Genomic DNA, 25,211 nt, shown 5'->3' with positions numbered 1-25,211 from the left:
TAAGATAGTATTATACAAAATTAAATAATATTAAATCTATATAAAATGAGTAAATACATTTCTTTAGGAACCATGAGTGGTACTTCCATGGATGGAATTGATCTTTCTATTATAAATTCTGATGGAGAAACGAACACTTCTGTTATTGATAATTTTTTTTTCGAATACAGTTCTGATTTTAAAAAAGAATTAATAAATATTAGAAAAGAAGTTTTGCAAAAGGACGATTTAACATTGAAAAAAGCACTTATTAACGACTTATCGAGAAAGATTACATTGCTTCATGTTGAGGCTATTCAGGAATTTTTAAAAAAGAACTCCACAATCAAATTAGATTTAATTGGTTATCATGGTCACACATTGATTCATAAACCTGAGCAGGGGTTTACATTTCAATTAGGAAATCCTGAATTGATGGCACAGTTATTAAAAACTAAAGTTATCTTTAATTTTAGAGATAACGATATTAAAAACAAAGGACAAGGCGCACCCTTAGTCACTCTTTATCATGGACAAATTTTAAAAAATCTAAACTTAATAAATAACGGGGTGATTATAAATATCGGAGGGATTGCAAATGGAAGTTATTTTGAAAATTTAGTTATTCATTCAAATGATATCGGACCTGGAAACTGTCTATTAGATCAATGGATTAGACTAAATTCAAAAGACTTAGAGTTTGATAGGGAAGGAAATATTTCAGAAAAAGGTGAAGTTAATACATTAATGCAAGAAGATTTTCTAAATCATTATATTTATCACGATAAAAAAAAATCATTAGATATTACTGATTTCAACATTGCTCAATTTCGAGGCCTAAAATTAGAAGATGGTGCAGCCACACTTGTAAGCGTAACTGCAAATTTAATTGCAAACTTCATTAAAAATATAAAAGAAAAAAAAGATAAAATTATATTAGCAGGAGGAGGAAGAAAAAATAAAACTTTAATTAAATTTTTATCTAAAATTTTAAATGTTAATGTTGAATCTATAGATCAGTATAAACTTGCTGGTGACTTTATTGAATCACAAGCGTTTGCTTATCTTGCAATAAGAAGTTTAGAGGAAAAACATTTATCACTTCCAACAACAACTGGAGTAAGTAAACCGGTAACAGGTGGGATTGTTTATTCTAATTAAAATCTAGATTCTTTTTTAATATACTTTTCTATAGCACCACAAAATTCCTTATCTTTTCCTGCAAAGAAGTGATTAGCACCTTCTATTTTAACAAAATCTACATTGATACTTTTTTGATTTTTAAGTTTAGTTTCCAAAGTCTTCGTCGCATCGGGTGGAACTAATTGATCATTAGATGAATACAAAACCATACCAGATGATGGACAGGGTGCTAAAAAATTAAAGTCATAAATATTTGGCTGCGGACAAACTGCTATAAATCTATAAATCTCAGGTCTTCTCATTAGTAATTGCATACAAATTAAAGAACCAAATGAAAAACCAACAATCCAACTTTCATTCGTATTAGGATTTTGTCTTTGTATCCAATCTAAAACTGCTGCTGCATCAGATAATTCTCCCTGACCATTATCAAATTTACCTTCACTCTTGCCAACGCCTCTAAAATTAAAACGACATACTGAAAATCCATTTTTAAGAAATGTATGAAACGCATTATAAACAACTTTGTTATTCATAGTTCCGCCGTACTCAGGATGAGGATGAAGAATTAGAACGGTTGGTGCTGTTGAGTTTTTCCCTTGAACGTATTTAGCTTCTAGTTTTCCGTCTGGTCCATTAATAAAAGTTCCTGCTGGATTAACTACGCTCATAGAATTTTGAAGAATTATTATTTTAACAAGCGGCTCTTATACCATAAAAGCAATTGAGTTTTGGTTTTTTTTTAAAGTTGACTAAATTAGTAGGAATAGCTAAATTTATTGAAAATTAATCATTAATTTACAATGAAACTAACAGCAAAAGGTAGATACGCTGTAATGGCGATGGCTGATCTTGCTACTTTTAATAAGCAGCAAAAACCAGTTAGTCTGAACGATATTTCAATGAGACAGGGTATTTCCCTTTCTTTTCTAGAGCAACTTTTTTTAAAATTAAAAAAGAAAGAATTAGTTACGAGCGTTAGAGGAAATCTAGGAGGTTACAAACTTTCAAGAGATCCAAATAAAATTTATCTCTCATCAGTTATTGAAGCAGTAAATGAAGATATAAAAACAACAAAGTGTAAACTAAAATCAAAAAAAGGCTGCACAGGGAAAACAACTAAATGTGTCACACATAACCTTTGGGACGGTCTATCAAAACATATTAATAATTATTTTACATCCGTTACTTTACTAGATGTATTAGAGAATAAAATTCCAAGAAATGTTCCATTTGAAAACTCAATAAATCAATCACAAGGAATGAATAGATGATTTATTTTGATTATAATGCCACAGCACCATTACATAAGAATGTAATTAAAAAAATCCAAAGTTTAAAATTTGAAGAATTTGGCAATCCTTCCTCAGTTCATAAAATCGGCAGAAATTCTAAAAAAATTGTCGAAGAAGTTAGAAGAAATATTTTGTGTATTTTAAAAGCAAAAAATTATGAACTTATTTTTACAAGTGGGGCTACAGAATCTAACAATTTAGCTATTAAAGGGTTTATTAAAAAAAATAATATTAAAACTATTTATTCACTTGAGACCGAGCATGCATCAGTCATCGATGTTGTTAAAAGTTTAGATATAGAAAAGAAATTCTTTAAAACAAATTCGAATGGTACGGTTAATTTAAAAGAAATTGAAGAAGTACTTTCAAAACAAACAAATCCATTTTTAGTTAGTATTATGTTTGCTAATAATGAGTCTGGAATTATTCATCCTATCAATGAAATATCTAAAATTGTTAAAAATTATAAAGGGATTATTCATTGTGACGGAGTTCAAAGTCTTGGTAAAATTGAAATAGATTTAGATACTCTTGATGTAGATTTGTTTTCAATTTCATCTCATAAAATAGGAGGACCTACAGGAATTGGTGCTTTATTAATTAACAATAGAAACAATATAACTCCAGAAATTATAGGTGGTGGCCAAGAAAAGAATTTAAGATCTGGAACAGAGAACTTTCTTGGAATTTTAGGTTTTGGTGAGGCTATCAGTGAAGTTAACAATTTAACTAAAATTTGTAATTCAGAAATTAAAAATAATAGAGATTTATTAGAGACGAATTTAAAAAAATTATCGAATGAAATTAAAATCTTTGGTGAAGATACGGATAGATTAGGAAACACTTGTTACTTTGCTTATCCTTCAATGACGAGTGAAAACCAAGTGATCGCTCTTGATCAAAAAGGAATTTGTGTAAGTTCAGGCGCCGCTTGTTCGTCTGGAAAAGTTGAACCTTCCCATGTTTTAAAAGCAATGAAGGTTGATGATAAATATATTCATTCAGCCATTAGAGTGAGCTTAGGTTGGGATTCTACTAAAGAGCAAATTGAGACTTTCTTTAGTGTTTGGAAATCAGATTGTTTTAAAAATGGAGCATTAAATGTCAGATAATCTAATCCAAGAACAAATTAAGCAGGACTATGCTTATGGATTTGTAACGGATGTTGAATCTGAAAGAGCTCCAAAGGGTCTTAATAAAGAAGTCATTCAGTTTATCTCTAAACAAAAGAAGGAGCCGCAATGGTTGCTTGAGTGGAGATTAAAAGCATTTGAGAGATTACAATCAATGACAGAACCAAACTGGCAAAAACCTCAGTATCCTAAAATTGATTATCAGGCTTTATATTATTACTCAGCTCCAAAAGGTTTTAAAGAAGGACCAAAGTCATTAGATGAAATTGATCCTGAAATTAAAAAGACATATGAAAAATTAGGCATTCCTCTTAATGAACAAAAAAGATTAGCTGGAGTTGCAGTTGATGCCGTATTCGACTCTGTTTCTGTTGCAACAACTTTTAAAAAGAAATTAGAAGATATTGGAATTATTTTCTGTTCAATTTCTGAAGCAGTACAAAAACATCCAGATCTTGTTAAAAAATATTTAGGTTCAGTTATTCCCTTAACAGATCATTACTTTGCAACTTTAAATTCAGCAGTATTTACGGACGGTTCATTTGTATACATTCCAGAAGGCGTTAGATGCCCAATGGAACTATCAACATACTTTAGGATTAATGCATCAAATACAGGTCAGTTTGAAAGAACTTTAATTATTGCAGATAAAGGCAGTTACGTAAGTTATTTAGAAGGCTGCACTGCACCCATGAGAGATGAAAATCAACTTCATGCAGCAAACGTTGAGCTAGTAGCTCTAGATGATGCAGAGATTAAATATTCAACAGTTCAAAACTGGTATCCAGGAGATAAAGAAGGAAAAGGCGGAATTTATAACTTTGTAACAAAAAGAGGAATTTGTAAGGGGAAAAATTCTAAAATTTCTTGGACACAAGTTGAAACGGGTTCAGCAATCACTTGGAAATATCCAAGCTGTATTTTACAAGGCGATAATTCATCTGGTGAATTTTATTCAATTGCAATTACAAATAATTATCAAAAAGCAGATACAGGAACTAAAATGATTCACCTTGGCAAAAACACTAAGAGCAGAATTATTTCAAAGGGAATTTCCGCAGGTCATGCTGATAATACTTACAGAGGTCTTGTAAGCATTCATTCAAAAGCTAGTAATTCTAAAAATTATACTCAGTGTGATTCATTATTAGTTGGAAATTTATGTGGCGCGCACACAGTTCCTTATATTGATAATAAAAATTCAACATCAACAACAGAACATGAGGCAACTACATCTAAGATTAGTGAAGAACAATTATTTTACTGTAAGCAAAGAGGTTTAAATCAAGAAGAGGCTGTAAGTTTAATCGTAAATGGTTTTTGTAAAGAAGTACTACAACAACTTCCTATGGAATTTGCTGTAGAGGCACAAAAATTAGTTAGCATCAGCTTAGAAGGGAGTGTTGGATAATGTTAAGTATTGAAAAATTAAATGTAAGCGTAGGTGATAAAAAAATCTTAGAAGATTTTAATCTTAAGATTGGTAAAGGCGAAGTTCATGCCATTATGGGACCGAATGGATCAGGAAAAAGCACACTTTCATACGTATTAGCAGGTAAAGATGGTTATGAAGTTGATGGAAAGATTATGTTTAAGAACGAAAACATTGTCGAACTTCCAGCCGATGAAAGAGCACAGAAGGGAATATTTTTAGCATTCCAATACCCAATAGAAATCCCAGGGGTATTTATGAATAATTTTTTAAAAACATCTCTAAATGCAGTTAAAAAAGCAAAAGGGCAAAAAGAAGTCGATGTAGTTGAGTTCTTATCTTTAGTTAAACAACACGCTAAAAAACTTGGAATTAAAGATGAGCAATTAGGCAGAGCTTTAAACGTTGGTTTCTCAGGTGGAGAGAAAAAACGCAATGAAGTTTTGCAAATGTCACTACTAGAACCAGATCTTGCAATATTAGATGAAACAGATTCAGGACTAGACATTGATGCGCTAAAAGTTGTTGCAGATGGAGTGAATGCTCTAAGATCACCTAATAGATCTTTCTTAATCATTACTCACTACCAAAGATTATTGGATTATATCAAACCAGATTTTGTGCATGTTATGGTGAATGGGACTATTGTTAAAACGGGTTGTTCTAAACTTGCTCAAGAGCTTGATAAGATTGGTTATAAGGAATTTCAAAAAGCAATCTAACCAACATGAACACTATTACTGACATTAAAGAGGTAAGCGAATTAAGAGCGCTTAGTTTAAACCTTTTTAATAAACATGGTTATCCAACTAGAAAAGATGAGGATTGGAAACAATCTCAACTAAATTATTTTTTAGAAAATAATAAACAACTTGAAATTTATAAAACTAATAACGATTCTATTAATGAAGAAGTTTTTGAAAACTTTAAACATAATAAAATTATTATAGTAAACGGATTGGTTCAAAAAACAGAATTTCAAGAAAAAGATAAAGATAAATTAATCATCACTACAATTGATGAATATTATAAAAAAAATAATAAGCATCTATCAAAATTATTCAGTAATAAAAAAAATCCACTTATAGCCGCTAATAACGCTTTAGCCACATCTGGTTTTTATTTGGAAATTATAGATAATTTATATTTGCCAATTATTATTTATCATCAATACAATTCAAAAGTTGATCAAAAGCAATTGCATCAAAAAAATTACATTTTAATAAATAAAAATTCAAAAGCATCAGTTTTTGAAAAATTTACAAATGAAAACAAAAAAACGTTTATTAGCATCAACACGAATATTGATGTTGAACAAAATTCGCATATTAAAAATTATATTCTAAATTCTAATAACACTGAAAATTGTATTTACAGGTTTAAGAAAGTTAATATTGCAGCAAGCGCCAATTATGAAAGTTTTATATTTTCAAATATTATCAAAACAATCAGAGATGAAGTTGAGATTAATCTAAATAAATCTTTAGCTGAATGTTATTTATACTACACGCAGTTCTTAAAAAATAATGAAGATCATGAGATCAAAGTTAAAATTAATCACTTAGCAGAAAACACACAGAGCTATCAGTTTTCAAAAAGTATTATTGATGGAACTGCCAAAGGTGTTTATCAGGGTAAAATATTTGTCGATCAAATAGCTCAAAAGACTAATGGTTATCAGTTAATTAAAAGTGTTCTTTTGTCTGATCAGTGCACATTTCATTCAAAGCCTGAACTTGAAATTTATGCTGATGACGTCAAATGTAGCCATGGTTCATCATCTACATCGTTAAATAAAGATGAGTTATTTTATTTGATGGCAAGAGGTATTCCAGAAGTCCAAGCTAAAAGATTAATCGTTCAAGGCTTCTTATCTGAAGTAGTTGAAAAAATTTCAGATGAAAATTTTAAGAATTATTTCCTTAAAAAAACTGAAGATATGTTGTCATGAATTTAAAGGATATTAAAAGTCAATTTCCAATATTTAAATCTAATAAAAATTTAATTTATTTTGATACTGCAAATTCAGCGCAAAAACCCATTCAGGTTATTGATGCATTAGAGGATTTTTATAAAAACCATTACGCAAATATTGGCAGAGCCGTTTATGGCCTTGCAGCAAGAGCAACTGCAGACTTTGAAAGCACTAGAGAGACAATTAAAGAATTTGTTAATGGTACAGAAGGTGAGATCGTTTTTACTAAAAATTCAACAGAATCATTGAACTTAGTAGCTCATTGTTTTGGTAAATTTTTAAAAGAGGGGGATGAGATCATATTAACTGAGGCTGAGCATCACTCTAATTATGTTCCTTGGCATTTTTTAAGAAAAAAAAAGGTAAATATAAAATTTATTCCAATCAATGAAGATGGAGAAGTGGAAGTTAATAAATTAACTTCACTCATTACTAATAAGACAAAAATTATTAGTGTTATTCACATATCCAATGTTACAGGCCTTACAACAGATCTTAAAAAAATAATTTCAATTGCCAAAGCTAAAAAGATACCCGTTTGTATCGACGGTACACAAGCAGTTGCTCACAGCCATGTAGATCTTAAAGATTTAGATTGCGATTTTTATGCATTCTCAAGTCATAAAATTTACGGACCAACAGGGGTTGGGATTTTATATATGAAGAATAAATGGATTGAACAATTTGAACCATTCAATGGTGGAGGCGGGATGATTCAAAATGTTGATACTAAAAATATAACTTATGCATCGGGTGTTAGTAAATTTGAAGCTGGGTCTTTAGCATCCGTAGAAGTAATTGCTCTAAAACAAGCAGTCAAATTTGTTAAAGATATAAAAGTTAAAAATATTATAAGTCATGAACAAAGTTTAGCGTCCTATGCACTAGAGAAAATTAGTAAATTTAACGATGTAGAATTTGTTGGCCGTCCTTCAAATAAAGGAAGCGTATTTTCATTTAATATTAAAGGTGTTCACGCTCATGATGCATCAACAGTTTTTGATGAAGATAATATCGCTGTAAGAGCAGGACATCACTGCTGTCAAATTCTTCATAAAAAGATGAAAATTGGATCATCACTTAGAATGTCTTTTGGTGTTTATAATAATAAGCAAGATATTGATGCTTTATGTGAGAGCATCAAGAAGTGTAAAAAAATATTTAAATTAAAATAATGGACTTAACAGAACTTTATCAAGACTTGATATTAGACCACGGTAAAAAGCCAAGAAACTTTGGTAAATGTAATAAATTTAATCATGATGCAGAAGGGCATAATCCTTTGTGCGGAGATAACATTCATGTGTATTTAAGTTTAGATGCTGAAAAAAAAGTAAAAGATATTTCATTTGAAGGTTCAGGTTGCGCCATATCAGTCGCATCTTCCTCTATTATGACAGAGATCGTTAAAGGAAAAACAGAAAAACAAGCTCGTGAATTATTAAATGCATTTTTTAAAATGATTAAAGAAGGACAGGAAATAAAAAAAGCAGGCTTATCCGAAGATGAACATATTAAATTTTCATCACTTGCAGGAGTTGGTAGATTTCCAATGAGAGTAAAATGTGCAACTTTATCTTGGCATACTTTAAAAGCAGCATTAGATGATGAAAAAAAACCAATTAATTCAGAAATAATTGACTAATGGATAATTCTCAAAAAATTGACGAAATAAAAGATAAATTAAAGACCATCTTTGATCCTGAAATACCCGTTGATATTTATGAGTTAGGTCTTATTTATGATGTAAGGCTTAAGGATAAGAATTGCGAAATCGACATGACGCTGACTTCTCCAAATTGCCCTGAAGCTCAAAGTATTCCTAATAATGTCAGGAAAGCTGTTGAAAGTTTAGGACATTACGATGAAGTGGTGGTTCGAATTGTTTGGGATCCGCCGTGGGATAAGAGTAAAATGTCGGAAGTTGCAAAACTAGCTTTAAACGTATGACAAAACAATTAATCACAATTTCAGATAACGCTGCAAAGCGTATTAAAGAAATTCTAAGTAATGCTGAGAGCGGCGTAAAAGGTGTTCGTGTTTCTGTAAAATCTGGAGGATGTGCTGGGATGGAATACGAGATGACTTATCTTAAAGAAACTATTCCAAATGATGAAGTGGTTAAAGATAATAACGTTGAAGTATTTATTGATCCAAAAGCTATTATGTATTTGCTTGGAACTAAGATGGATTACAAAGAAGATAAATTCTCATCATCTTTTGTCTTTAACAATCCTAATGAAACTGAACGTTGTGGCTGCGGAGAATCTTTTAAAATTTAAATTGTTCAGCTAAGTTTCTCTCTTTTAGTCCAAATTTTTTATCGTACAACAGTCTAAAAGTTTTATTTTTATTTAAATAAATATTCACATTTAAAACATGACGAAATTCAACATTGTCGGCAACAACGCTTACTGGCCTTTTTTTAGGATCTAAATTTTTAATAGAAACTTTTGCATTATTGTTAATACTAGCACCACGCCAACCCCTAGGTTTAAAAGGAGAAATAGGTGTAAGTGCTAAAAGATTAGATTCTAAATCTAATACAGGACCTCGTGCTGATAAATTATATGCAGTGCTTCCTGCAGGCGTTGCAACAAGCGTACCATCACAAATAATTTCTTTCATTCTAACTTTGTTATCAATCTTAATTTCAAGCTTTGCAGCCTGACGGGTCTCTCTAAAAACAGATACTTCATTTACAGCAATGGCTGTTTTAATTTTACCATTCTTATTCTTTGCATACATTTCAAGGGGATGAAGTTCTGCAATATTGGCTTTATTAATTTTGTTAATTAGATCTTTCTCATCGAATTTATTTAATAAAAAACCACGATTACCTTTATTCATTCCATAAAAAGGAATTTTATATTTTTGATATTTTTTAAGTGAAGCGAGCATAAAACCATCACCGCCCAGTACAATGAATACATCCGAATCATTGATTGGATAATTTTTATATTTTTTAATAATAGATCTTTTTGCAGCCTGCGCGTTTGGACTTGAGTCCGCAATTACGTGAATTTTATTATACGATCTATGCATTTGTGAAAAATTTAAAATCCTTTAATAACTAAGCTAATGTACCATTTAAATATTACTGAGGCATTTAAAAAATATACTAAGAAACACAGCCTTCAGAAAAACGTAAATCAGGAAGATTTAATCAAAACTTTAGACACTTTAACGGAGCAATTAAAACCATCATTTTTAAAGTCAGTCACTAGTATTTTTCAAAGCAAAAAACCCAAAGGATTTTATCTGTATGGTGATGTAGGTGCTGGAAAAACTATGATTGTTAATTTCTTTTTAGAATATTTAAATCACCCAAGAGTACTTAAGACTCATTTTAATAAGTTTATGGTGGATATTCACAATAAACTTCATAAGTTAAAAAACGAAAGTAATCCCTTACCTAAAATCGTTAAAACTTTTAAAAAAGACTTCGATATTATTTTCTTTGATGAATTTCAAATAACTAACATTGCAGATGCAATGATCCTTGGAAAGTTATTAGAACAATTTTTCTCTAATAATATTTTCATCATTACAACATCTAACGTTAAACCTGATGATTTGTATTTAGGTGGACTACAAAGAGATCAATTTCTTCCATACATTGAAAATATTAAAGATAACACTTTAGTTTACTCATTAAATTCAGGAAAAGATTACCGCGAACTTTATTTAAATAAACAGAATAGGTTTTTTATCGTTAAAGACTCACAAACTAAAAAGAACTTTAACCAAGTACTGTTCAACGTCTTAAGCGGTAAACAATTTAAAACTAAAGAGATAGAAATAAAGGGGAGAAAATTAATCATTGATAATTATGTCTCAGGCATTGCAAAGTTTGATTTTAAAGACTTATGCTTTCAAACTTATGGGTCAGAGGATTACATAGAGATTTGTAAAATTACCAAAATTTTCTTTATTGAAAATATTCCAAATTTTACAGACGAACTGATCAATGAACAGTACCGATTTATAAATCTAATCGATATTATTTATGACAATCAATTAAGCTTAGTTGCAACCGCAACAGTTCCAATCAACCAGCTTACTAGTAGCACAAAACTACAAAAAGTATTTCAAAGAACCCTAAGTCGATTAAATGAATTAACTAGAAGTAATTAGATAATAATTTAAAAGAAATTTACATTAATGCGAAATTTAGTCCTTTTTATAAGCACCTTAATTTGCTGGTCTCCTACTTGGTATTTAATCAAATTTCAGTTTGGGGTCGTAGATCCGTTAATTTCAATTTTTTACCGTTTCTTTATAGCAAGTATTATTGTCTTTATTTTTTTAATACTTTCTAAAAAAAAAATGTCATTCAATCCTCACCAACATTTATCGTTTTTACTTTTAGGGGTAACTTTATTTTCCCTGAACTACATATTCTTCTATCTAGCAAATACATATTTAATTAGTGGAATTGTGACCATCGCTTTTTCAACGATTTTAATAATGAATATACTGGGAGAGAGAATTTATTTTAAAATTAAAAGCTCAAAAGAAACTTTATTTGCTGCAGGATTTGGAATTGTTGGAATTTTAATCATCTTTGGAAATGAATTATTAAATTTTAAATTAGAAGATAAAACTCACATTGGAATTATTTTATCTTTTATTGCAACATTTTGGGCATCGACCGGCAACTTAATTCATCAAAAAAACTCTAAAGATAAAATTCCATTTATTCAGTCTATTGCCTATGGAATGTTTTATGGATCATTATTTACTCTCATCGTTGCAAAATTTAGAGGTGCAGAAATTATTTTTGATAATTCAATTTCTTATATTTTATCATTTTTATATTTATCGATTATCGGTTCAGTTGTTGCTTTTTATTTATATTTAAAATTATTAGACAACATTGGTTCAGCTCGAGCAGGGTACATTGGTGTTATTATGCCAATTATTGCTTTAATTATTTCAACCATTTTTGAAGGTCTACAATGGACTAATAATTTAATTATCGGTCTACCCGTATTGATCTTTGGTTGCGTTCTAATCCTAAATCAAAAATCAAAAAAAATTTCTAGTAGTAACCATTAAACTTTGCGCAAAAAAAGCTATTACTTTACCAAAAACTAAAGATGATTTTTTAACAGCAGGAATTGGTTATGTTGCTAAAAATATAGATGAGAAATCTGATTTAAATTTTAACTTCTTTTACACTCAATCAACAAATAACAGTTTAAATTCAAGTCTGTTTTCAATCTCCTATAATAAAACTTTTTAATTAAAATTATTCCTTAATTTTACCCTTAAATAGTGAGTTTTTGAGTTTTATATAAATTAAATAATGTTTGTTTTTATATTTGAAGTTATGTACTAAAATCTTCTTTTTGCTAAATGCCCTAATAGCTCAATTGGTAGAGCAACTGATTTGTAATCAGTAGGTTTGCGGTTCAAGTCCGTATTAGGGCACCATCTTCAGCGCTTAAACGTAGACCTCATTGCAAATCTAAAACAAAAAGTTCCTAAAATTACACCACCATAGACAATCAGTAGCGGATAAAAATCATGATTAGCTAGCGCTGCATACCAAGGAGCAAGAGCGAGTATGAATGGAAAAAATATTAATCCTAAAAAAGCAATGATGGGACCAAAGACTTCTTTCACTACATCAAAGCAAATAAATAAACCCCAAAACGCAGTAACTACGTAGATTAATATTCCAACAAGAAAAAGTGGGCTTAGGCTTATTGCTTTAAATCGAGGTCTAAATGTTTCGTTATTATTAATTCGTTCAGCTTCTACTTCTTTAACTTCAATAATTTCTTTTTCTTTATTGTCAGACAATTTTAATTAAGGAATTAAAACAGCAGGGCCTGTTAATTTTCTAGCCTCTAATTCTTCATGCGCTGTAACAGCATCTTTAAGTGCAAATTTTTTAAATATTTTAATTTTAAATTTATTTGTTTTGATTGCCTCAAATACAGTGTTTGCACTGTTTACTAATTCTTCTCTAGTAACTGTATAATGAGCAATAGATGGACGTGTGAAAAACAATCCCTTTGGTGCGATATGTTTTTTAGGATCAACTTTATCAACTAATCCTGAGGCATTACCAAAAGAAACCATAGTTCCACGAATTGCTAAACATTCAATAGATTCTTCAAATGTTTTAGCGCCGACACCATCGTAAACAACATCTAACATTTTGCCATTTGTAATTTCTTTAACTTTTTGTGAAAAACTTTCCTTTGAATAATTAATTACAAAATCACATCCATTTTCTTTTGCAATTGCAACTTTTTCTTCTGAACCAACTGTTCCAATAACTTTACATCCTAATGATTTTGCCCACTGACACAATACTTGTCCAACGCCGCCAGCTGCCGCATGATATAAAATAAATTGATCTTTTTTAACTTTATAAGCTCTATGAAGAAGATATTCAGATGTAATTCCTTTAAGCATAATACACGATGCAATTTCATCAGAAATATAATCTGGAATTTTTACTAATTTTTCTTGAGGGTAAACTTGTTTTTCTGAATACGATCCTGGAGGGGCTGCAGCATGAGCAACACGATCGCCAACTTTAAATTCTTTTACATCAGATCCAATTTCCTCAATTACTCCAGCAGCTTCAAGCCCAATACCGTTTGGTAGAGGTAGCGGGTAGGTTCCAGATCTATGATAAACGTCTATGTAATTTAAACCGATTGCTTGATTCTTAATTAAAACTTCATTTGGAGCTAGCTTTTTAAGCTCAACATCAACAAACTTCATTACGTTTGCATTGCCGGTTTCTGTAATTCTGATTGCTTTAACCATTTTTATTATTATTATTAGAACATATTTTTCTTATGATAAAAACAATATTTCTATCACTTTTACTTATATTTTCTTTCAATACTGTTAATGTGAGAGCAGCAGATTCTGGTCCTCCTCCTGAAGTTATAAAAAAAACAAACCCAACTTATGCTGAAGCAAAAACTTTAATTAAAAGTAAGAAGTTTGATAAAGCAGTTGTAATGTTAGAGGAGCTATTAAAAGATAGTAAAAACTCTAGTAACCCTGATATTTTAAATGACTACGCTTATTCATTAAGAAATTTAAAACAATACGATAAAGCTGAAAAATTTTACCTAGCGGCTCTTAAAATTAATCCAAAACATGCTGGTGCTAATGAGTATTTAGGAGAACTTTATCTTCAAACTAAACGACCTGAAGAGGCTAAAAAAAGATTAGAAGTTCTAAAAACTTGTAATTGCGAAGAATATAAAGAATTGAAAGAAAAAATCGAAAAGTACAAATAATTTCCTCTTAATAACCCCTTTAAAAACAATAATTTTTACTTAAAAATCTATTCACAGTTGTGTCAAATTGAATGTTTGGTTGTTTTTATTCTTATTATATAAGAATGGCCAATGTTCTTCGAATACTTACAGAATTACTTAACTATTTTAATCTTTTTGTTCGTAGCAATTGGAATTGGAATAGCCTTCATCGTCGTTAACTTTCTGTGTGCGCCAAGTAAACCCGATGCTGAAAAATTATCAGCATATGAGTGCGGATTTGAACCTTTTGGAGACTCGCGAATGAAGTTTGATGTACGTTTTTATTTAGTTTCTATTCTTTTTATTATTTTTGATCTTGAGGTGGCATTTCTTTTTCCTTGGGCAATTACTTTAGGTCAAATCGGTTCGTTAGGTTTTTGGTCAATGATGCTTTTCATTGGAACGTTAACAGTTGGATTTGTTTATGAGTGGAAAAAAGGAGCTTTAGATTGGGAATGATACAAAATAAATTAGATCAAGTTCCAGAAGAATTTAAAGAGCTCGCAAAGGAGTTTACTGAAAAAGGTTTTATTACCACTTCAAGCGAAAATTTAATTAATTGGGCAAGAACAGGATCATTACACTGGATGACATTCGGTCTTGCATGTTGTGCCGTTGAAATGATGCAAACATCTATGCCTCGATATGATCTTGAGCGTTTTGGAGCAGCTCCTCGAGCGTCCCCAAGACAATCAGATGTTATGATCGTTGCAGGAACTTTAACAAATAAAATGGCTCCAGCTCTTCGTAAAGTTTACGATCAGATGCCAGAACCGCGTTATGTTATTTCAATGGGAAGCTGCGCTAATGGTGGTGGCTATTACCACTATTCTTATGCAGTAGTTAGAGGTTGCGACCGAGTAGTTCCAGTTGATGTCTATGTTCCAGGCTGCCCTCCATCTGCGGAAGCTTTGTTGTATGGAATATTACAATTACAAAAGAAGATTAGAAGAGAAGGGACGATCGAGCGATAATCATGCAAAAAGTAAATCTGGATACAAATTTAAAAAGTGAATTTAAATCTTTAAATATTACTGAAAATTTTTCAGAGCCAGTTTTAGAGGTATCTACAGAGGAGTTACCAGGTTTATTAGTTTATCTAAGAGATAATAAAAATTTAAGATTTAGACAGCTCATAGATATTTTAGGTGTTGATTATCCAAAACGAGTTAACAGATTTGATGTTATCTATTTATTATTAAGTCACGAATTTAATAACCGAATTACAGTTAAGACTTCTGTAAAATTAGATGAGGCTTTACCAAGTGTGGTGCCTATTTTTCCAGTAGCTAATTGGTTTGAAAGAGAAGCTTTTGATATGTACGGGATTAAATTTACAAACCACCCAGATCTTAGAAGAATTCTAACCGACTACGAATTTGAAGGCTATCCACTTAGAAAAGATTTCCCTTTATCTGGTCATACCGAGGTTAGATATGATGATGAGCTTAAAAAAGTTGTCTATGAACCAGTAAAATTATCGCAAGCTTACAGAGATTTTGATTTTGAGTCCCCATGGGAAGGCACAAAATACATTAAAAAAGAAACGGACAAAAGGTAATGGCAAAAGAAACAAAAACCATGAATCTAAACTTTGGTCCACAGCATCCTGCTGCGCACGGAGTATTAAGATTAATTCTTGAGCTAGATGGTGAAGTTATTGAAAGAGCAGATCCACATATTGGATTGCTTCATCGAGGAACAGAAAAATTAATTGAAAACAAAACTTACACTCAAGCCGTTCCTTACTTTGATAGATTAGATTACGTTGCGCCAATGAACCAAGAGCATGCATTCGCTCTTGCGATTGAAAAATTATTAGACATTAAAGTTCCGCCACGAGGAAGTCATATTCGAGTAATTTTTTGTGAGATCGGAAGAATTCTAAGTCACATTTTAAATATTACAACCCAAGCACTGGATGTTGGTGCATTAACTCCTTCTCTTTGGGGATTTGAAGAGAGAGAAAAGTTAATGGTGTTTTATGAAAGAGTTTCAGGATCTCGTTTGCATGCAAACTATTTTAGACCAGGTGGAGTTCACCAAGATTTTCCAGTTGGACTTAAAGAAGATATTTTAGATTTTTGCAAAAATTTTCCAAAAGTAATTGATGATTTGGAAAATCTATTAACTGACAACAGAATTTTTAAACAAAGAAACGTTGATATTGGAATTGTAAGTCCGCAAGACGCGGTTGCACATGGTTTTTCTGGTGTGATGCTAAGAGGATCTGGAATTGCTTGGGATCTAAGAAGATCACAACCTTATGAAGGATATGACAAATTTAAATTCAAAATTCCTATTGGAAAAAATGGAGATTGTTACGATCGTTATCTTTGCAGAATTGAAGAGATGCGCGAGAGTACAAAAATTATAATTGAAGCAATAAAAAGTCTTCCAGAAGGTCCTGTAATGACAACAGATGGTAAAGTATCACCTCCATCAAGAGCTGCTATGAAAAAATCTATGGAAGCTTTAATTCATCACTTTAAATTATTTACAGAAGGTTATCACGTTCCAAAAGGCGAAGTGTATGCTTGTGTTGAGGCACCAAAGGGAGAGTTTGGAGTTTATTTAATTGCAGACGGTTCTAACAAGCCTTATCGATGCAAAATTAAAGCACCAGGTTTTGCGCACTTACAAGCAATGGATTATGTAGTTAAAGGACATATGCTAGCAGACGTTCCTGCCGTACTTGGTTCAATGGACATTGTGTTTGGGGAAATTGATCGATGAGTGGAAAGCACGTTGCAAAAGATCAGCCGACTACATTTGAGTTTAATGAAGTTAATCTGAAACGAATTCAGGAAATTTTAAAAAAATATCCCCCAGAGCGAAAAAAGAGTGCAGTAATGCCACTTTTAGATCTAGCACAAAGACAGCATGATAATTGGATACCAAATGCTGCGATTAAAAAAATAGGTGAGATTTTAGAAGTTCCGTACATAAAAATTTATGAAGTTGCAACTTTCTACACGATGTACAATTTAGCGCCGGTTGGAAAATACTTTATACAGGTTTGCACAACATCTCCATGTATGATCAGAGGATCTGGCAAAATTGTTAACCTTTGTAAAAAACATATTTCAGAAAAAGAAGGAAAACTAAGCGATGATCAAAAAGCATCTTGGATTGAAGTTGAATGTTTAGGTGCATGCGTGAGCGCTCCGATGATGCAAATCAATGATGATTTTTACGAAGATCTAACTGAAGAAACAGCAACTAAAATTTTTGAAGGAATTAAAAGCGATAAATTACCAAAACATGGATCACAAAAAGGTCGAGTAGGTTTCGAGCCAAACAAACGATTAACATTAGTTAAAAATTAAATGCTACAGGATAAAGATAGAATATTTACAAATTTATACGGAGACTTTGGTCGTGATATTAAATCTGCAAAAGCTCGTGGTGATTGGAAAGATACAAAAGAGATTATTGCAAAGGGTAAAGACTGGATCATAAATGAAGTTAAACTTTCAGAACTTCGAGGCCGTGGTGGCGCTGGATTTCCAACAGGAATGAAATGGTCCTTTGCTCCAAAAGAAGTAAAACCAGGTCGACCTCATTATTTAGTTATTAACGCCGATGAGTCAGAGCCTGGAACTTGTAAAGATAGAGATATTTTAAGATTTGAACCACAAAAATTAATTGAGGGTTGTTTAATTGCATCTTACGCTGTGAATGCTAACGCTTGTTACGTTTACATTCGAGGTGAGTATCTTCAAGAAAGTAAAATTTTACAAGAAGCAATTGATGAAGCTTATAATGAAGGTTTACTCGGTAAAAATGCTTGCGGCACTGGTTTTGATTTAGATATTCATATTCATCTTGGTGCAGGTGCTTATATTTGTGGAGAAGAAACTGCATTACTTGAAAGCTTAGAAGGAAATAAAGGTCAGCCAAGATTAAAACCACCTTTTCCAGCTTTAATAGGTCTTTATGGATGTCCAACCATTGTAAACAATGTTGAAACGATTGCAGTGGTTCCAACAATATTAAGAAGAGGCGGAAAATGGTTTGCAGGATTTGGTAGACCTAAAAATACGGGTACAAAAATTTTCTGTATTTCTGGAAACGTAAACAATCCATGTAACGTTGAAGAAGAAATGGGAATTCCTTTAAAAGATTTAATTGAAAAACATGCAGGTGGAGTAATTGGTGGATGGGATAATTTACAAGCAGTCATACCAGGCGGATCATCAATGCCATTACTTAGCAAAAGTATTTGCGAGACTATAAAAATGGATTTTGACTCTTTAGTTGAAGCTAAAAGTGGCCTTGGCACTGCTGGAATTGTCGTAATCGATAAGTCGCAAGATATTGTTAAAGTCATAGCCAGAATTGCGAGATTTTATAAACATGAAAGCTGCGGACAATGTACTCCATGCAGAGAAGGTTCTGGTTGGATGTGGAGAATGTTAGAGAGAATTGCAAAAGGGGATGCGGAGGTTGCTGAATTAGACATGTTAATGGATGTGACTAAACAAATTGAAGGTCACACGATTTGCGCATTTGGTGAAGGATCTTCTTGGCCAGTTCAAGGTTTATTAAGACACTTTAGAACCGAGATGGAAGAAAGATTAACTCATAAGAAAAATATATAGATGCCAAAAGTTAAAGTAGATGGAATTGAAGTAGAAGTGCCACAGGGTGCAACGGTACTGCAAGCTTGTGAAGTTGCTGGAAAAGAAATTCCAAGATTTTGTTATCACGAAAGATTATCTATCGCTGGTAATTGCAGAATGTGTTTAGTGGAGATGGAAAAATCTCCAAAGCCTGTAGCATCTTGTGCAATGCCAGTAGCAGATGGGCAGGTAATTTATACAAATACCGAGTTGGTAAAAAAAGCAAGACAAGGCGTGATGGAGTTTTTGCTTATCAATCACCCTCTAGATTGTCCTATTTGTGATCAAGGTGGTGAGTGCGATCTTCAAGATCAGTCAATGAAGTATGGAGTTGATAAATCTCGATACGAACTAAACAAAAGATCTGTAAAAGAAAAATATATGGGACCGTTAATTAAAACGGTTATGACAAGATGTATTCATTGTACTCGTTGCGTTCGATTTGCAGAAGAGATTGCAGGCGTACCAGAAATTGGTGCGATTAATCGTGGTGAGAATATGGAGATTACAACTTATTTAGAAAAAACTTTAGATTCAGAGTTATCTGCAAACGTAATTGATCTTTGTCCAGTTGGTGCATTAACTTCAAAACCATATGCTTTTGAAGCAAGGCCTTGGGAATTAACAAAGACCGAAAGCATTGATGTAATGGATGCAGTTGGTTCTAATATTCGTGTAGATACAAAAGGTTGGGAAGTTAAAAGAATTTTACCAAGAATAAATGATGAAATTAATGAAGAGTGGCTTAGTGATAAATCTCGTTATGCTTGCGATGGATTATTAAAAAATCGATTAGATACCCCTTACATTAAAGTAGATGGCAAACTTAAAGCTTGTAGCTGGGATGATGCCTTTAAATTTATTGCTGAAAACACAAAAGGTTTTACTGGAGATAAAGTTTTTGGAGCGGTTGGCGATTTAGTTGATGTTGAAACTATGTACATGTTTAAGAAATTCTTCAAAGATGTTTTATCTTCAGACAATATAGATTTTAGACAGACTAATTATTTTATCGACCCGTCACACAAAGTTAACTACTTATTCAACACATCTATTGCTCGTTTAGAGGAAGCTGATTTGGTAGTTTTAGTTGGAACTAATCCAAGATTAGAGGCGACCATCTTAAATGCTAGAATTAGAAAGGCTTATGTAGCTAGAAAAACTAAGGTTTATTCTATTGGTGATGTGGGTGATCTTACTTATCCGCATGAAAATGTTGGTTCATCACTCTCGGCAATCGGTGACATTTTAGCAAAAAATGGAAAAATTTATAACAGTCTTAAATCTGCAAAGAAGCCAGTATTTATTATTGGTGAATCTGGATTAAGTCCAAACGGTGAGTATGTTTTAGAAAGCATAAAGAAGATTTTAAAAGATAATAATTTTTTAAATAAGGATTGGAATGGTTTAAATATTCTTCATCAAAACGCATCAAGTGTTGGAGCGATATATTTAAATTTACTTAAATCTAATTTTTTAGAAGATTTAAATAATGACACTTTAAAAGTAGTTTATCTTTTAGGAGCTGATCAAATTAAAGTTAAACCTGTTAATAAATTTATAATTTATCAAGGAACACATGGTGGATTAAATAGTAAAATTGCAGATGTGATTTTACCAGGAGCTGCTTATACAGAAAAACAAGGTTTGTATGTGAACACTGAAGGCAGAGTTCAAGATGCTAATAAAGCAAGTTTCCCTCCAGGAAATGCTAAAGAAGATTGGAAAATACTTAGAGCATTGTCTGATATTTTCAAAAAAACAATTGATATTAATTCTCATCAAATTTTAAGAGAAAATTTATTCAAAGAGTATCCGATATTTAAAGAAGTAGATGAGTTACCTAAATCTGAAATCGATAGTCTAATTTTTAAAAATGTCACTCCAGTAAATGGCAATATTAAAATTGCTGACTTTGATTTTTATTTCTCAAATATTATTGCAGCTTCATCAAAGACAATGGATGAATGTAAAAAAGCTAAACAAATTTTACAAAAGACAGGAACAGATAATTAATGTTTTTAGAATATTTAAATATAGTCTTGTATGATCTTTTGAAGATTGCAGCTCTTGTCGTTCCAGTTTTAATTGCTGTTGCAATGATTGTTTGGGTTGATCGAAGAGTGTGGGGTGCTGTTCAACTTAGAAAAGGACCTAACGTTGTTGGACCATTTGGTTTATTTCAAACTTTAGCAGATGCACTTAAATATATTTTTAAAGAAGTAATTATTCCAATTCATGCAAACAAAGTAATTTTTATAATTGCTCCAATTGTTACAATGTCGTTAGCACTAATCGCTTGGGCAGTTATTCCTTTTAGTGAGACGCTAGTGCTTGCAAATATTAATGTTGGAATTTTATATATCTTCGCTGTGTCCTCTCTTGGTGTATATGGAATTATTATGGCTGGATGGGCTTCAAACTCTAAGTATCCATTTTTAGGAGCACTAAGATCTGCGGCGCAGATGGTTTCATATGAAGTGTCCATTGGGCTTATAATAATAAATGTGTTGTTGTGCGCGGGTTCTTTAAATTTGGTTGATATCGTTCTTGCTCAAAAGAATATTTGGTACGCCATCCCATTATTCCCAATGTTTGTTATCTTTTTTATCTCCGCATTAGCTGAAACAAACAGACCTCCATTTGATTTACCAGAGGCTGAGGCTGAACTTGTTGCTGGATATCAAACTGAATATTCAGGAATGATGTACGCATTATTCTGGTTAGGTGAATATGCAAATATTTTATTATTATGCGCCCTTGGTTCTGTTTTATTTTTAGGTGGTTGGTTATCTCCAATTGACGCCTATCCTTTTAATGCAATTCCATCACCACTTTGGTTAATTTTTAAAATACTGTTCTTATTTATTTTATTTGCTCTGGTTAAAGCAATTGTGCCACGTTACCGTTATGATCAACTTATGAGATTAGGTTGGAAAGTATTTTTACCATTCTCATTGTTCTGGGTTGTTTTGACGGCGTCGTTTTTATATTTTTTTAACTTATTGCCAAAATGAAAATAAAATTTTCTAGAATATTAAAAATTATTTTTTTATCAGAGTTTGTTAAAAGTCTTTATCTTGCTTTTATTTATATATTTAAAAGAAGAGCAACAGTTAACTATCCTTTTGAAAAAGGTCCTATCAGTCCAAGATTTAGGGGTGAACATGCATTGAGACGATATCCAGATGGCGAAGAGAGATGTATTGCATGTAAATTATGCGAAGCAGTTTGTCCTGCTCAAGCAATCACAATTGAAGCTGAACCTAGAGAAGATGGATCTAGAAGAACAACAAGATACGACATCGATATGTTAAAATGTATTTACTGTGGGCTGTGCCAAGAGTCTTGTCCGGTGGATGCAATTGTTCAAGGGCCTAATTTTGAATTTGCAACAGAGACACGAGAAGAACTTTATTACAATAAAGAAAAACTTTTAGAAAATGGCGACAAGTGGGAAAAAGAATTAGCTCACAACATTAAAGTAGATAAATCTTTCAGATGATAGCGCACGCAATAATATTTTATTTACTTTCCTCAGTAGCTATTCTTTCAAGCCTTATGGTTATTTCTTCAAAAAATACTGTGCATTCCGTTTTCTTTTTAATTTTAGCATTCGTTAATGTTTCTTGTTTATTCATTATGATCGGAGCCGAATTTGTCGGAATGATTTTACTTATTGTTTATGTGGGAGCCGTTGCGGTTTTATTTTTATTCGTCGTGATGATGTTAGAGGGAAATTTTATAAAAGTTAAACAAGGGTTCTTGCAATATATGCCATTTGGTTTTTTTATCGCCTTAGTAATATTTTTTGAATTAATTATTATTATTGGAAGTTGGCAGTTTAGACCTGAATTTATTAAAACTGCAAAAATTGCTTATGATGTAAAAGAAACAAACACTGTTCAGATTGGAAAATTACTTTACACCGATTATTTCTTACCATTCCAACTTTCAGGAATAGTACTTTTAGTTGCTATGATAGGCGCTATTTTACTCACTTTTAGACGTAGAGATAATCTTAAGAGACAAGACATTTTAAAGCAGTCGTCTCGTGAGAGAGAAGACTCAATTGAGCTTGTAGATGTTGAAAGTAACAAGGGAGTAAAAGTTAATGATTGAAATTACTCTAGCTCACTACCTATTTTTATCTGCAAGCATTTTTACCTTAGGAGTGTTTGGGATTTTCGTTAATCGTAAAAACGTAATTGTAATTTTAATGTCTATTGAATTAATTTTGCTTTCAGTAAATATTAATATGGTCGCTTTCTCTGTTTATTTGCAAAATATAACAGGTCAGATTTTTACTCTCTTTATATTAACTGTTGCAGCAGCTGAGGCTGCAATTGGTCTTGCTATTCTTGTGGTTTTCTTCCGAAACAGAGGATCTATCCAGGTAGAAGATATTAATTCAATGAAAGGTTAAATGCTTTATTTAATCTTATTTTTACCTTTACTTGGATCTTTCATTTCAGCTTTTTTTTACAAAAAGATTGGTGATCGAACTTGTCAGATTATAACTTCTGCATTCGTTGTAACTGGAGCAATTCTTTCTTTAATTATTTTACTTGAAACAATTAAAACTGGAAAAGTTTATGAGTATCCAATTCTTAACTGGATTACATCTGGATCATTAAAATTGCATTGGTCTATTTATGTAGATTCACTTACAGCCGTGATGCTTGTTGTTGTAAATTCAGTTTCAGCTTTAGTTCATATTTATTCAATTGGTTATATGAGTCACGATCCTCATAAACCAAGATTTATGTCTTACCTTTCTCTTTTCACATTTATGATGTTATCGCTAATTACGGCTGATAACTTTTTACAACTATTCTTTGGTTGGGAAGGAGTTGGACTTGCATCTTACTTGTTAATTGGTTTCTGGTTTAAAAAAGAATCTGCAAACAATGCTTCCATGAAGGCTTTTATTGTAAACAGAGTAGGGGATCTCGGTTTATTAATTGCAATGTTTTTAATTTTCAAAACTTTTGGAACTTTAAATTTCAGTGAAGTTTTTTCACAAGCAGCAGATCAGTCTAAAAATTCAATTAAGATCTTTGGTGGTGAATACAATTTAATTACAACGATTTGTGTATTCTTATTTATTGGTGCAATGGGCAAATCTGCTCAAATTTTTCTTCATACTTGGCTTCCTGATGCCATGGAAGGACCAACGCCAGTATCGGCATTAATTCATGCCGCGACCATGGTTACAGCTGGTGTTTTCTTAGTTGCAAGATGCTCACCTTTATTTGAGTATTCTCAATACGCTTTAAACTTAGTAGCTTTTGTTGGCGCAACAACTGCAATCTTTGCAGCCTCAATTGCAATCGTTCAAACAGATATAAAGAGAATTATTGCTTACTCTACATGCAGTCAGCTTGGTTATATGTTTTTTGCAGCAGGAATGGGTGCTTATAACGTTGCTATATTTCACTTATTTACGCACGCTTTTTTTAAAGCTCTTTTATTTTTAGGGGCAGGCTCAGTAATTCACGCATTTCATGATGAACAAAATATAGAAAAGATGGGCGGAGTTTGGAAAAAAATTCCTCTAACTTACGCTCTAATGTTAATCGGAACACTTGCTTTAACGGGATTTCCACTGCTTGCAGGATTTTATTCTAAAGATGCAATTATAGAGTCTGCTTATTTTTCTAAAAGTTTGTTTGCAGGTTATGCATTTGTAATTGGCCTTACCACTGCATTTATAACATCCATTTATTCATGGAGATTAATTTTTAAAACTTTCCATGGAAAATATAACAATACAATGAGTTTTGAAAAAGTTCATGAGTCAGGACCGGTAATGCTTATTCCGTTATTCTTGCTTGCGCTTGGCGCAATATTTTCAGGTTATGTGTTTCATGGAATATTTATTGGAGAGAATACACAGTTTTGGGGTAAGGCAATATTTTTCTTAAAACAAACAGCACATGGTCATCCACCGCTGTGGTTACTAATTTTAATTCCAACATTAGTAATTTTAGCAATTCCTCTATCATTTATTTTATTCTTAAAGAGAAAAGATATCGTTGAGGGCTTTATTAACACCAATAGGCCATTTTATAATTTTTTAGTTAAGAAATGGTACTTTGATGAACTTTACGATTTATTGTTTGTTAAAAGTTTTAGAGGCATTGGAACATTCTTGTGGCAAAGGGGTGATGTCAAAATAATTGATGCTTATGGACCAGATGGAGTTGCAAAAGTTGTAAAAAATTTATCAGATAGAGCAAGTAGCATTCAGTCAGGTTACTTATACCACTACGCAACAGTAATTTTAGTTGGCGTAATATTAATCGTATCTTTTTTAATTATTATCTAA

Annotated in this window: 29 protein-coding genes and 1 tRNA gene; 26 read left to right on the top strand and 4 right to left on the bottom strand. The window is 31.8% G+C overall.

The window, feature by feature from the left end:
• The first annotated feature begins 45 nt into the window (after window positions 1-45).
• On the top strand, window positions 46-1,140 hold the full coding sequence (locus AC8GER_RS03360; RefSeq protein ID WP_506597466.1) for an anhydro-N-acetylmuramic acid kinase: 1,095 nt from the start codon (window positions 46-48) through the stop codon (window positions 1,138-1,140).
• On the opposite strand, the gene AC8GER_RS03355 is transcribed toward AC8GER_RS03360, so the two are convergent.
• A complete protein-coding gene (locus AC8GER_RS03355; RefSeq protein ID WP_506597465.1) occupies window positions 1,137-1,793 on the bottom strand; it encodes an alpha/beta hydrolase in 657 nt (218 codons plus the stop codon). The genes AC8GER_RS03360 and AC8GER_RS03355 overlap by 4 nt on opposite strands.
• 132 nt (window positions 1,794-1,925) lie before the next feature.
• Here AC8GER_RS03355 and AC8GER_RS03350 point away from each other — a divergent pair, with 132 nt between their 5' ends.
• The 9 genes from AC8GER_RS03350 to AC8GER_RS03310 are packed head-to-tail and all read left to right on the top strand — an operon-like array spanning window position 1,926 to window position 9,239.
• Window positions 1,926-2,396: an Rrf2 family transcriptional regulator gene (locus AC8GER_RS03350; RefSeq protein ID WP_029015930.1), complete on the top strand. Its 471-nt coding sequence runs from the start codon at window positions 1,926-1,928 to the stop codon at window positions 2,394-2,396.
• Window positions 2,393-3,529: a cysteine desulfurase family protein gene (locus tag AC8GER_RS03345; protein WP_506597464.1), complete on the top strand. Its 1,137-nt coding sequence runs from the start codon at window positions 2,393-2,395 to the stop codon at window positions 3,527-3,529. The genes AC8GER_RS03350 and AC8GER_RS03345 overlap by 4 nt, the downstream gene beginning before the upstream one ends.
• Entirely contained in the window at window positions 3,519-4,961 is a 1,443-nt protein-coding gene (gene sufB / locus AC8GER_RS03340) for a Fe-S cluster assembly protein SufB (RefSeq protein ID WP_506597463.1), read from the top strand. The genes AC8GER_RS03345 and sufB overlap by 11 nt, the downstream gene beginning before the upstream one ends.
• Window positions 4,961-5,704 carry a Fe-S cluster assembly ATPase SufC gene (sufC, locus tag AC8GER_RS03335; protein ID WP_506597462.1) on the top strand — a complete coding sequence of 248 codons (744 nt, stop codon included), beginning with the start codon at window positions 4,961-4,963 and terminating at the stop codon, window positions 5,702-5,704. Before sufB ends, sufC begins: the two co-directional genes overlap by 1 nt.
• A 5-nt stretch (window positions 5,705-5,709) precedes the next feature.
• The gene (locus AC8GER_RS03330) at window positions 5,710-6,933 is read left to right on the top strand and encodes a SufB/SufD family protein (protein WP_506597461.1); all 1,224 of its coding nucleotides are present in this window, start codon (window positions 5,710-5,712) and stop codon (window positions 6,931-6,933) included.
• Window positions 6,930-8,132: an aminotransferase class V-fold PLP-dependent enzyme gene (locus AC8GER_RS03325; protein WP_506597460.1), complete on the top strand. Its 1,203-nt coding sequence runs from the start codon at window positions 6,930-6,932 to the stop codon at window positions 8,130-8,132. Before AC8GER_RS03330 ends, AC8GER_RS03325 begins: the two co-directional genes overlap by 4 nt.
• The gene (gene sufU, locus AC8GER_RS03320) at window positions 8,132-8,602 is read left to right on the top strand and encodes a Fe-S cluster assembly sulfur transfer protein SufU (protein WP_506597459.1); all 471 of its coding nucleotides are present in this window, start codon (window positions 8,132-8,134) and stop codon (window positions 8,600-8,602) included. The genes AC8GER_RS03325 and sufU overlap by 1 nt, the downstream gene beginning before the upstream one ends.
• Window positions 8,602-8,907 (top strand): iron-sulfur cluster assembly protein, encoded by a 306-nt coding sequence (locus tag AC8GER_RS03315; protein ID WP_017971201.1) that lies wholly within the window; start codon window positions 8,602-8,604, stop codon window positions 8,905-8,907. The genes sufU and AC8GER_RS03315 overlap by 1 nt, the downstream gene beginning before the upstream one ends.
• Window positions 8,904-9,239, top strand: coding sequence for a HesB/IscA family protein (locus tag AC8GER_RS03310; RefSeq protein ID WP_017971202.1), 336 nt, complete (start codon window positions 8,904-8,906; stop codon window positions 9,237-9,239). The genes AC8GER_RS03315 and AC8GER_RS03310 overlap by 4 nt, the downstream gene beginning before the upstream one ends.
• Here AC8GER_RS03310 and AC8GER_RS03305 read toward each other — a convergent pair.
• The gene (locus AC8GER_RS03305; RefSeq protein WP_506597458.1) at window positions 9,229-10,002 is read right to left on the bottom strand and encodes an NAD kinase; all 774 of its coding nucleotides are present in this window, start codon (window positions 10,000-10,002) and stop codon (window positions 9,229-9,231) included. The two genes, AC8GER_RS03310 and AC8GER_RS03305, sit on opposite strands and share 11 nt — an antisense overlap.
• A 36-nt stretch (window positions 10,003-10,038) precedes the next feature.
• Here AC8GER_RS03305 and zapE point away from each other — a divergent pair, with 36 nt between their 5' ends.
• The 3 genes from zapE (at window position 10,039) to AC8GER_RS03290 (ending at window position 12,396) form a co-directional block, all read left to right on the top strand.
• Entirely contained in the window at window positions 10,039-11,094 is a 1,056-nt protein-coding gene (gene zapE / locus AC8GER_RS03300; RefSeq protein WP_506597457.1) for a cell division protein ZapE, read from the top strand.
• A gap of 27 nt (window positions 11,095-11,121) precedes the next feature.
• Window positions 11,122-12,018: a DMT family transporter gene (locus AC8GER_RS03295; protein WP_506597456.1), complete on the top strand. Its 897-nt coding sequence runs from the start codon at window positions 11,122-11,124 to the stop codon at window positions 12,016-12,018.
• Between the two features lie 302 nt (window positions 12,019-12,320).
• Window positions 12,321-12,396: transfer RNA gene (locus AC8GER_RS03290), tRNA-Thr, on the top strand.
• A 3-nt stretch (window positions 12,397-12,399) separates the two neighbouring features.
• Here AC8GER_RS03290 and AC8GER_RS03285 read toward each other — a convergent pair.
• Complete coding sequence (locus AC8GER_RS03285) at window positions 12,400-12,768, bottom strand: hypothetical protein (protein WP_506597455.1); 369 nt, start codon at window positions 12,766-12,768, stop codon at window positions 12,400-12,402.
• Window positions 12,769-12,774: 6 nt separating this feature from the next.
• Window positions 12,775-13,749 carry a quinone oxidoreductase family protein gene (locus tag AC8GER_RS03280; protein WP_506597454.1) on the bottom strand — a complete coding sequence of 325 codons (975 nt, stop codon included), beginning with the start codon at window positions 13,747-13,749 and terminating at the stop codon, window positions 12,775-12,777.
• Between the two features lie 32 nt (window positions 13,750-13,781).
• Here AC8GER_RS03280 and AC8GER_RS03275 point away from each other — a divergent pair, with 32 nt between their 5' ends.
• The 13 genes from AC8GER_RS03275 to nuoL all read left to right on the top strand — a co-directional run bounded on the left by AC8GER_RS03275 (window position 13,782) and on the right by nuoL (window position 25,211).
• Entirely contained in the window at window positions 13,782-14,234 is a 453-nt protein-coding gene (locus tag AC8GER_RS03275) for a tetratricopeptide repeat protein (RefSeq protein WP_506597453.1), read from the top strand.
• A 111-nt stretch (window positions 14,235-14,345) separates the two neighbouring features.
• Window positions 14,346-14,714: an NADH-quinone oxidoreductase subunit A gene (locus AC8GER_RS03270; protein WP_026371128.1), complete on the top strand. Its 369-nt coding sequence runs from the start codon at window positions 14,346-14,348 to the stop codon at window positions 14,712-14,714.
• Entirely contained in the window at window positions 14,711-15,229 is a 519-nt protein-coding gene (locus tag AC8GER_RS03265; RefSeq protein WP_017943448.1) for a NuoB/complex I 20 kDa subunit family protein, read from the top strand. Before AC8GER_RS03270 ends, AC8GER_RS03265 begins: the two co-directional genes overlap by 4 nt.
• A 2-nt stretch (window positions 15,230-15,231) precedes the next feature.
• On the top strand, window positions 15,232-15,816 hold the full coding sequence (locus AC8GER_RS03260) for an NADH-quinone oxidoreductase subunit C (protein WP_017971216.1): 585 nt from the start codon (window positions 15,232-15,234) through the stop codon (window positions 15,814-15,816).
• On the top strand, window positions 15,816-16,991 hold the full coding sequence (locus AC8GER_RS03255) for an NADH-quinone oxidoreductase subunit D (RefSeq protein ID WP_506597452.1): 1,176 nt from the start codon (window positions 15,816-15,818) through the stop codon (window positions 16,989-16,991). Before AC8GER_RS03260 ends, AC8GER_RS03255 begins: the two co-directional genes overlap by 1 nt.
• Entirely contained in the window at window positions 16,988-17,584 is a 597-nt protein-coding gene (nuoE, locus tag AC8GER_RS03250) for an NADH-quinone oxidoreductase subunit NuoE (protein ID WP_506597451.1), read from the top strand. Before AC8GER_RS03255 ends, nuoE begins: the two co-directional genes overlap by 4 nt.
• The gene (nuoF, locus tag AC8GER_RS03245) at window positions 17,585-18,859 is read left to right on the top strand and encodes an NADH-quinone oxidoreductase subunit NuoF (RefSeq protein ID WP_506597450.1); all 1,275 of its coding nucleotides are present in this window, start codon (window positions 17,585-17,587) and stop codon (window positions 18,857-18,859) included.
• Window positions 18,860-20,896, top strand: coding sequence for an NADH-quinone oxidoreductase subunit NuoG (gene nuoG, locus AC8GER_RS03240; protein WP_506597449.1), 2,037 nt, complete (start codon window positions 18,860-18,862; stop codon window positions 20,894-20,896).
• On the top strand, window positions 20,896-21,897 hold the full coding sequence (gene nuoH / locus AC8GER_RS03235) for an NADH-quinone oxidoreductase subunit NuoH (RefSeq protein WP_029167750.1): 1,002 nt from the start codon (window positions 20,896-20,898) through the stop codon (window positions 21,895-21,897). Before nuoG ends, nuoH begins: the two co-directional genes overlap by 1 nt.
• 2 nt (window positions 21,898-21,899) lie before the next feature.
• Complete coding sequence (gene nuoI / locus AC8GER_RS03230) at window positions 21,900-22,385, top strand: NADH-quinone oxidoreductase subunit NuoI (protein ID WP_029015954.1); 486 nt, start codon at window positions 21,900-21,902, stop codon at window positions 22,383-22,385.
• Complete coding sequence (locus AC8GER_RS03225) at window positions 22,382-23,002, top strand: NADH-quinone oxidoreductase subunit J (RefSeq protein WP_506597448.1); 621 nt, start codon at window positions 22,382-22,384, stop codon at window positions 23,000-23,002. The genes nuoI and AC8GER_RS03225 overlap by 4 nt, the downstream gene beginning before the upstream one ends.
• Window positions 22,998-23,306 carry an NADH-quinone oxidoreductase subunit NuoK gene (gene nuoK, locus AC8GER_RS03220; protein ID WP_026371129.1) on the top strand — a complete coding sequence of 103 codons (309 nt, stop codon included), beginning with the start codon at window positions 22,998-23,000 and terminating at the stop codon, window positions 23,304-23,306. Before AC8GER_RS03225 ends, nuoK begins: the two co-directional genes overlap by 5 nt.
• Window positions 23,307-25,211, top strand: coding sequence for an NADH-quinone oxidoreductase subunit L (gene nuoL / locus AC8GER_RS03215; protein ID WP_506597447.1), 1,905 nt, complete (start codon window positions 23,307-23,309; stop codon window positions 25,209-25,211).

Source organism: Fontibacterium abundans (SeqCode), from assembly GCF_965235095.1.
Classification (GTDB): domain Bacteria; phylum Pseudomonadota; class Alphaproteobacteria; order Pelagibacterales; family Pelagibacteraceae; genus Fontibacterium; species Fontibacterium abundans.
The sequence above is the reverse complement of the archived record's forward strand: the minus strand, read 5'-3'. Positions and strand labels throughout refer to the sequence as shown.

Bases quoted from the DNA above. Each gene is read 5' to 3' on its own strand.
- AC8GER_RS03360 (WP_506597466.1), top strand. From the start codon at position 46: ATGAGTAAATACATTTCTTTAGGAACCATGAGTGGTACTTCCATGGAT.
- AC8GER_RS03355 (WP_506597465.1), bottom strand. From the start codon at position 1,793: ATGAGCGTAGTTAATCCAGCAGGAACTTTTATTAATGGACCAGACGGA.
- AC8GER_RS03350 (WP_029015930.1), top strand. From the start codon at position 1,926: ATGAAACTAACAGCAAAAGGTAGATACGCTGTAATGGCGATGGCTGAT.
- AC8GER_RS03345 (WP_506597464.1), top strand. From the start codon at position 2,393: ATGATTTATTTTGATTATAATGCCACAGCACCATTACATAAGAATGTA.
- sufB (WP_506597463.1), top strand. From the start codon at position 3,519: ATGTCAGATAATCTAATCCAAGAACAAATTAAGCAGGACTATGCTTAT.
- sufC (WP_506597462.1), top strand. From the start codon at position 4,961: ATGTTAAGTATTGAAAAATTAAATGTAAGCGTAGGTGATAAAAAAATC.
- AC8GER_RS03330 (WP_506597461.1), top strand. From the start codon at position 5,710: ATGAACACTATTACTGACATTAAAGAGGTAAGCGAATTAAGAGCGCTT.
- AC8GER_RS03325 (WP_506597460.1), top strand. From the start codon at position 6,930: ATGAATTTAAAGGATATTAAAAGTCAATTTCCAATATTTAAATCTAAT.
- sufU (WP_506597459.1), top strand. From the start codon at position 8,132: ATGGACTTAACAGAACTTTATCAAGACTTGATATTAGACCACGGTAAA.
- AC8GER_RS03315 (WP_017971201.1), top strand. From the start codon at position 8,602: ATGGATAATTCTCAAAAAATTGACGAAATAAAAGATAAATTAAAGACC.
- AC8GER_RS03310 (WP_017971202.1), top strand. From the start codon at position 8,904: ATGACAAAACAATTAATCACAATTTCAGATAACGCTGCAAAGCGTATT.
- AC8GER_RS03305 (WP_506597458.1), bottom strand. From the start codon at position 10,002: ATGCATAGATCGTATAATAAAATTCACGTAATTGCGGACTCAAGTCCA.
- zapE (WP_506597457.1), top strand. From the start codon at position 10,039: ATGTACCATTTAAATATTACTGAGGCATTTAAAAAATATACTAAGAAA.
- AC8GER_RS03295 (WP_506597456.1), top strand. From the start codon at position 11,122: ATGCGAAATTTAGTCCTTTTTATAAGCACCTTAATTTGCTGGTCTCCT.
- AC8GER_RS03280 (WP_506597454.1), bottom strand. From the start codon at position 13,749: ATGGTTAAAGCAATCAGAATTACAGAAACCGGCAATGCAAACGTAATG.
- AC8GER_RS03275 (WP_506597453.1), top strand. From the start codon at position 13,782: ATGATAAAAACAATATTTCTATCACTTTTACTTATATTTTCTTTCAAT.
- AC8GER_RS03270 (WP_026371128.1), top strand. From the start codon at position 14,346: ATGTTCTTCGAATACTTACAGAATTACTTAACTATTTTAATCTTTTTG.
- AC8GER_RS03265 (WP_017943448.1), top strand. From the start codon at position 14,711: ATGATACAAAATAAATTAGATCAAGTTCCAGAAGAATTTAAAGAGCTC.
- AC8GER_RS03260 (WP_017971216.1), top strand. From the start codon at position 15,232: ATGCAAAAAGTAAATCTGGATACAAATTTAAAAAGTGAATTTAAATCT.
- AC8GER_RS03255 (WP_506597452.1), top strand. From the start codon at position 15,816: ATGGCAAAAGAAACAAAAACCATGAATCTAAACTTTGGTCCACAGCAT.
- nuoE (WP_506597451.1), top strand. From the start codon at position 16,988: ATGAGTGGAAAGCACGTTGCAAAAGATCAGCCGACTACATTTGAGTTT.
- nuoF (WP_506597450.1), top strand. From the start codon at position 17,585: ATGCTACAGGATAAAGATAGAATATTTACAAATTTATACGGAGACTTT.
- nuoG (WP_506597449.1), top strand. From the start codon at position 18,860: ATGCCAAAAGTTAAAGTAGATGGAATTGAAGTAGAAGTGCCACAGGGT.
- nuoH (WP_029167750.1), top strand. From the start codon at position 20,896: ATGTTTTTAGAATATTTAAATATAGTCTTGTATGATCTTTTGAAGATT.
- AC8GER_RS03225 (WP_506597448.1), top strand. From the start codon at position 22,382: ATGATAGCGCACGCAATAATATTTTATTTACTTTCCTCAGTAGCTATT.
- nuoL (WP_506597447.1), top strand. From the start codon at position 23,307: ATGCTTTATTTAATCTTATTTTTACCTTTACTTGGATCTTTCATTTCA.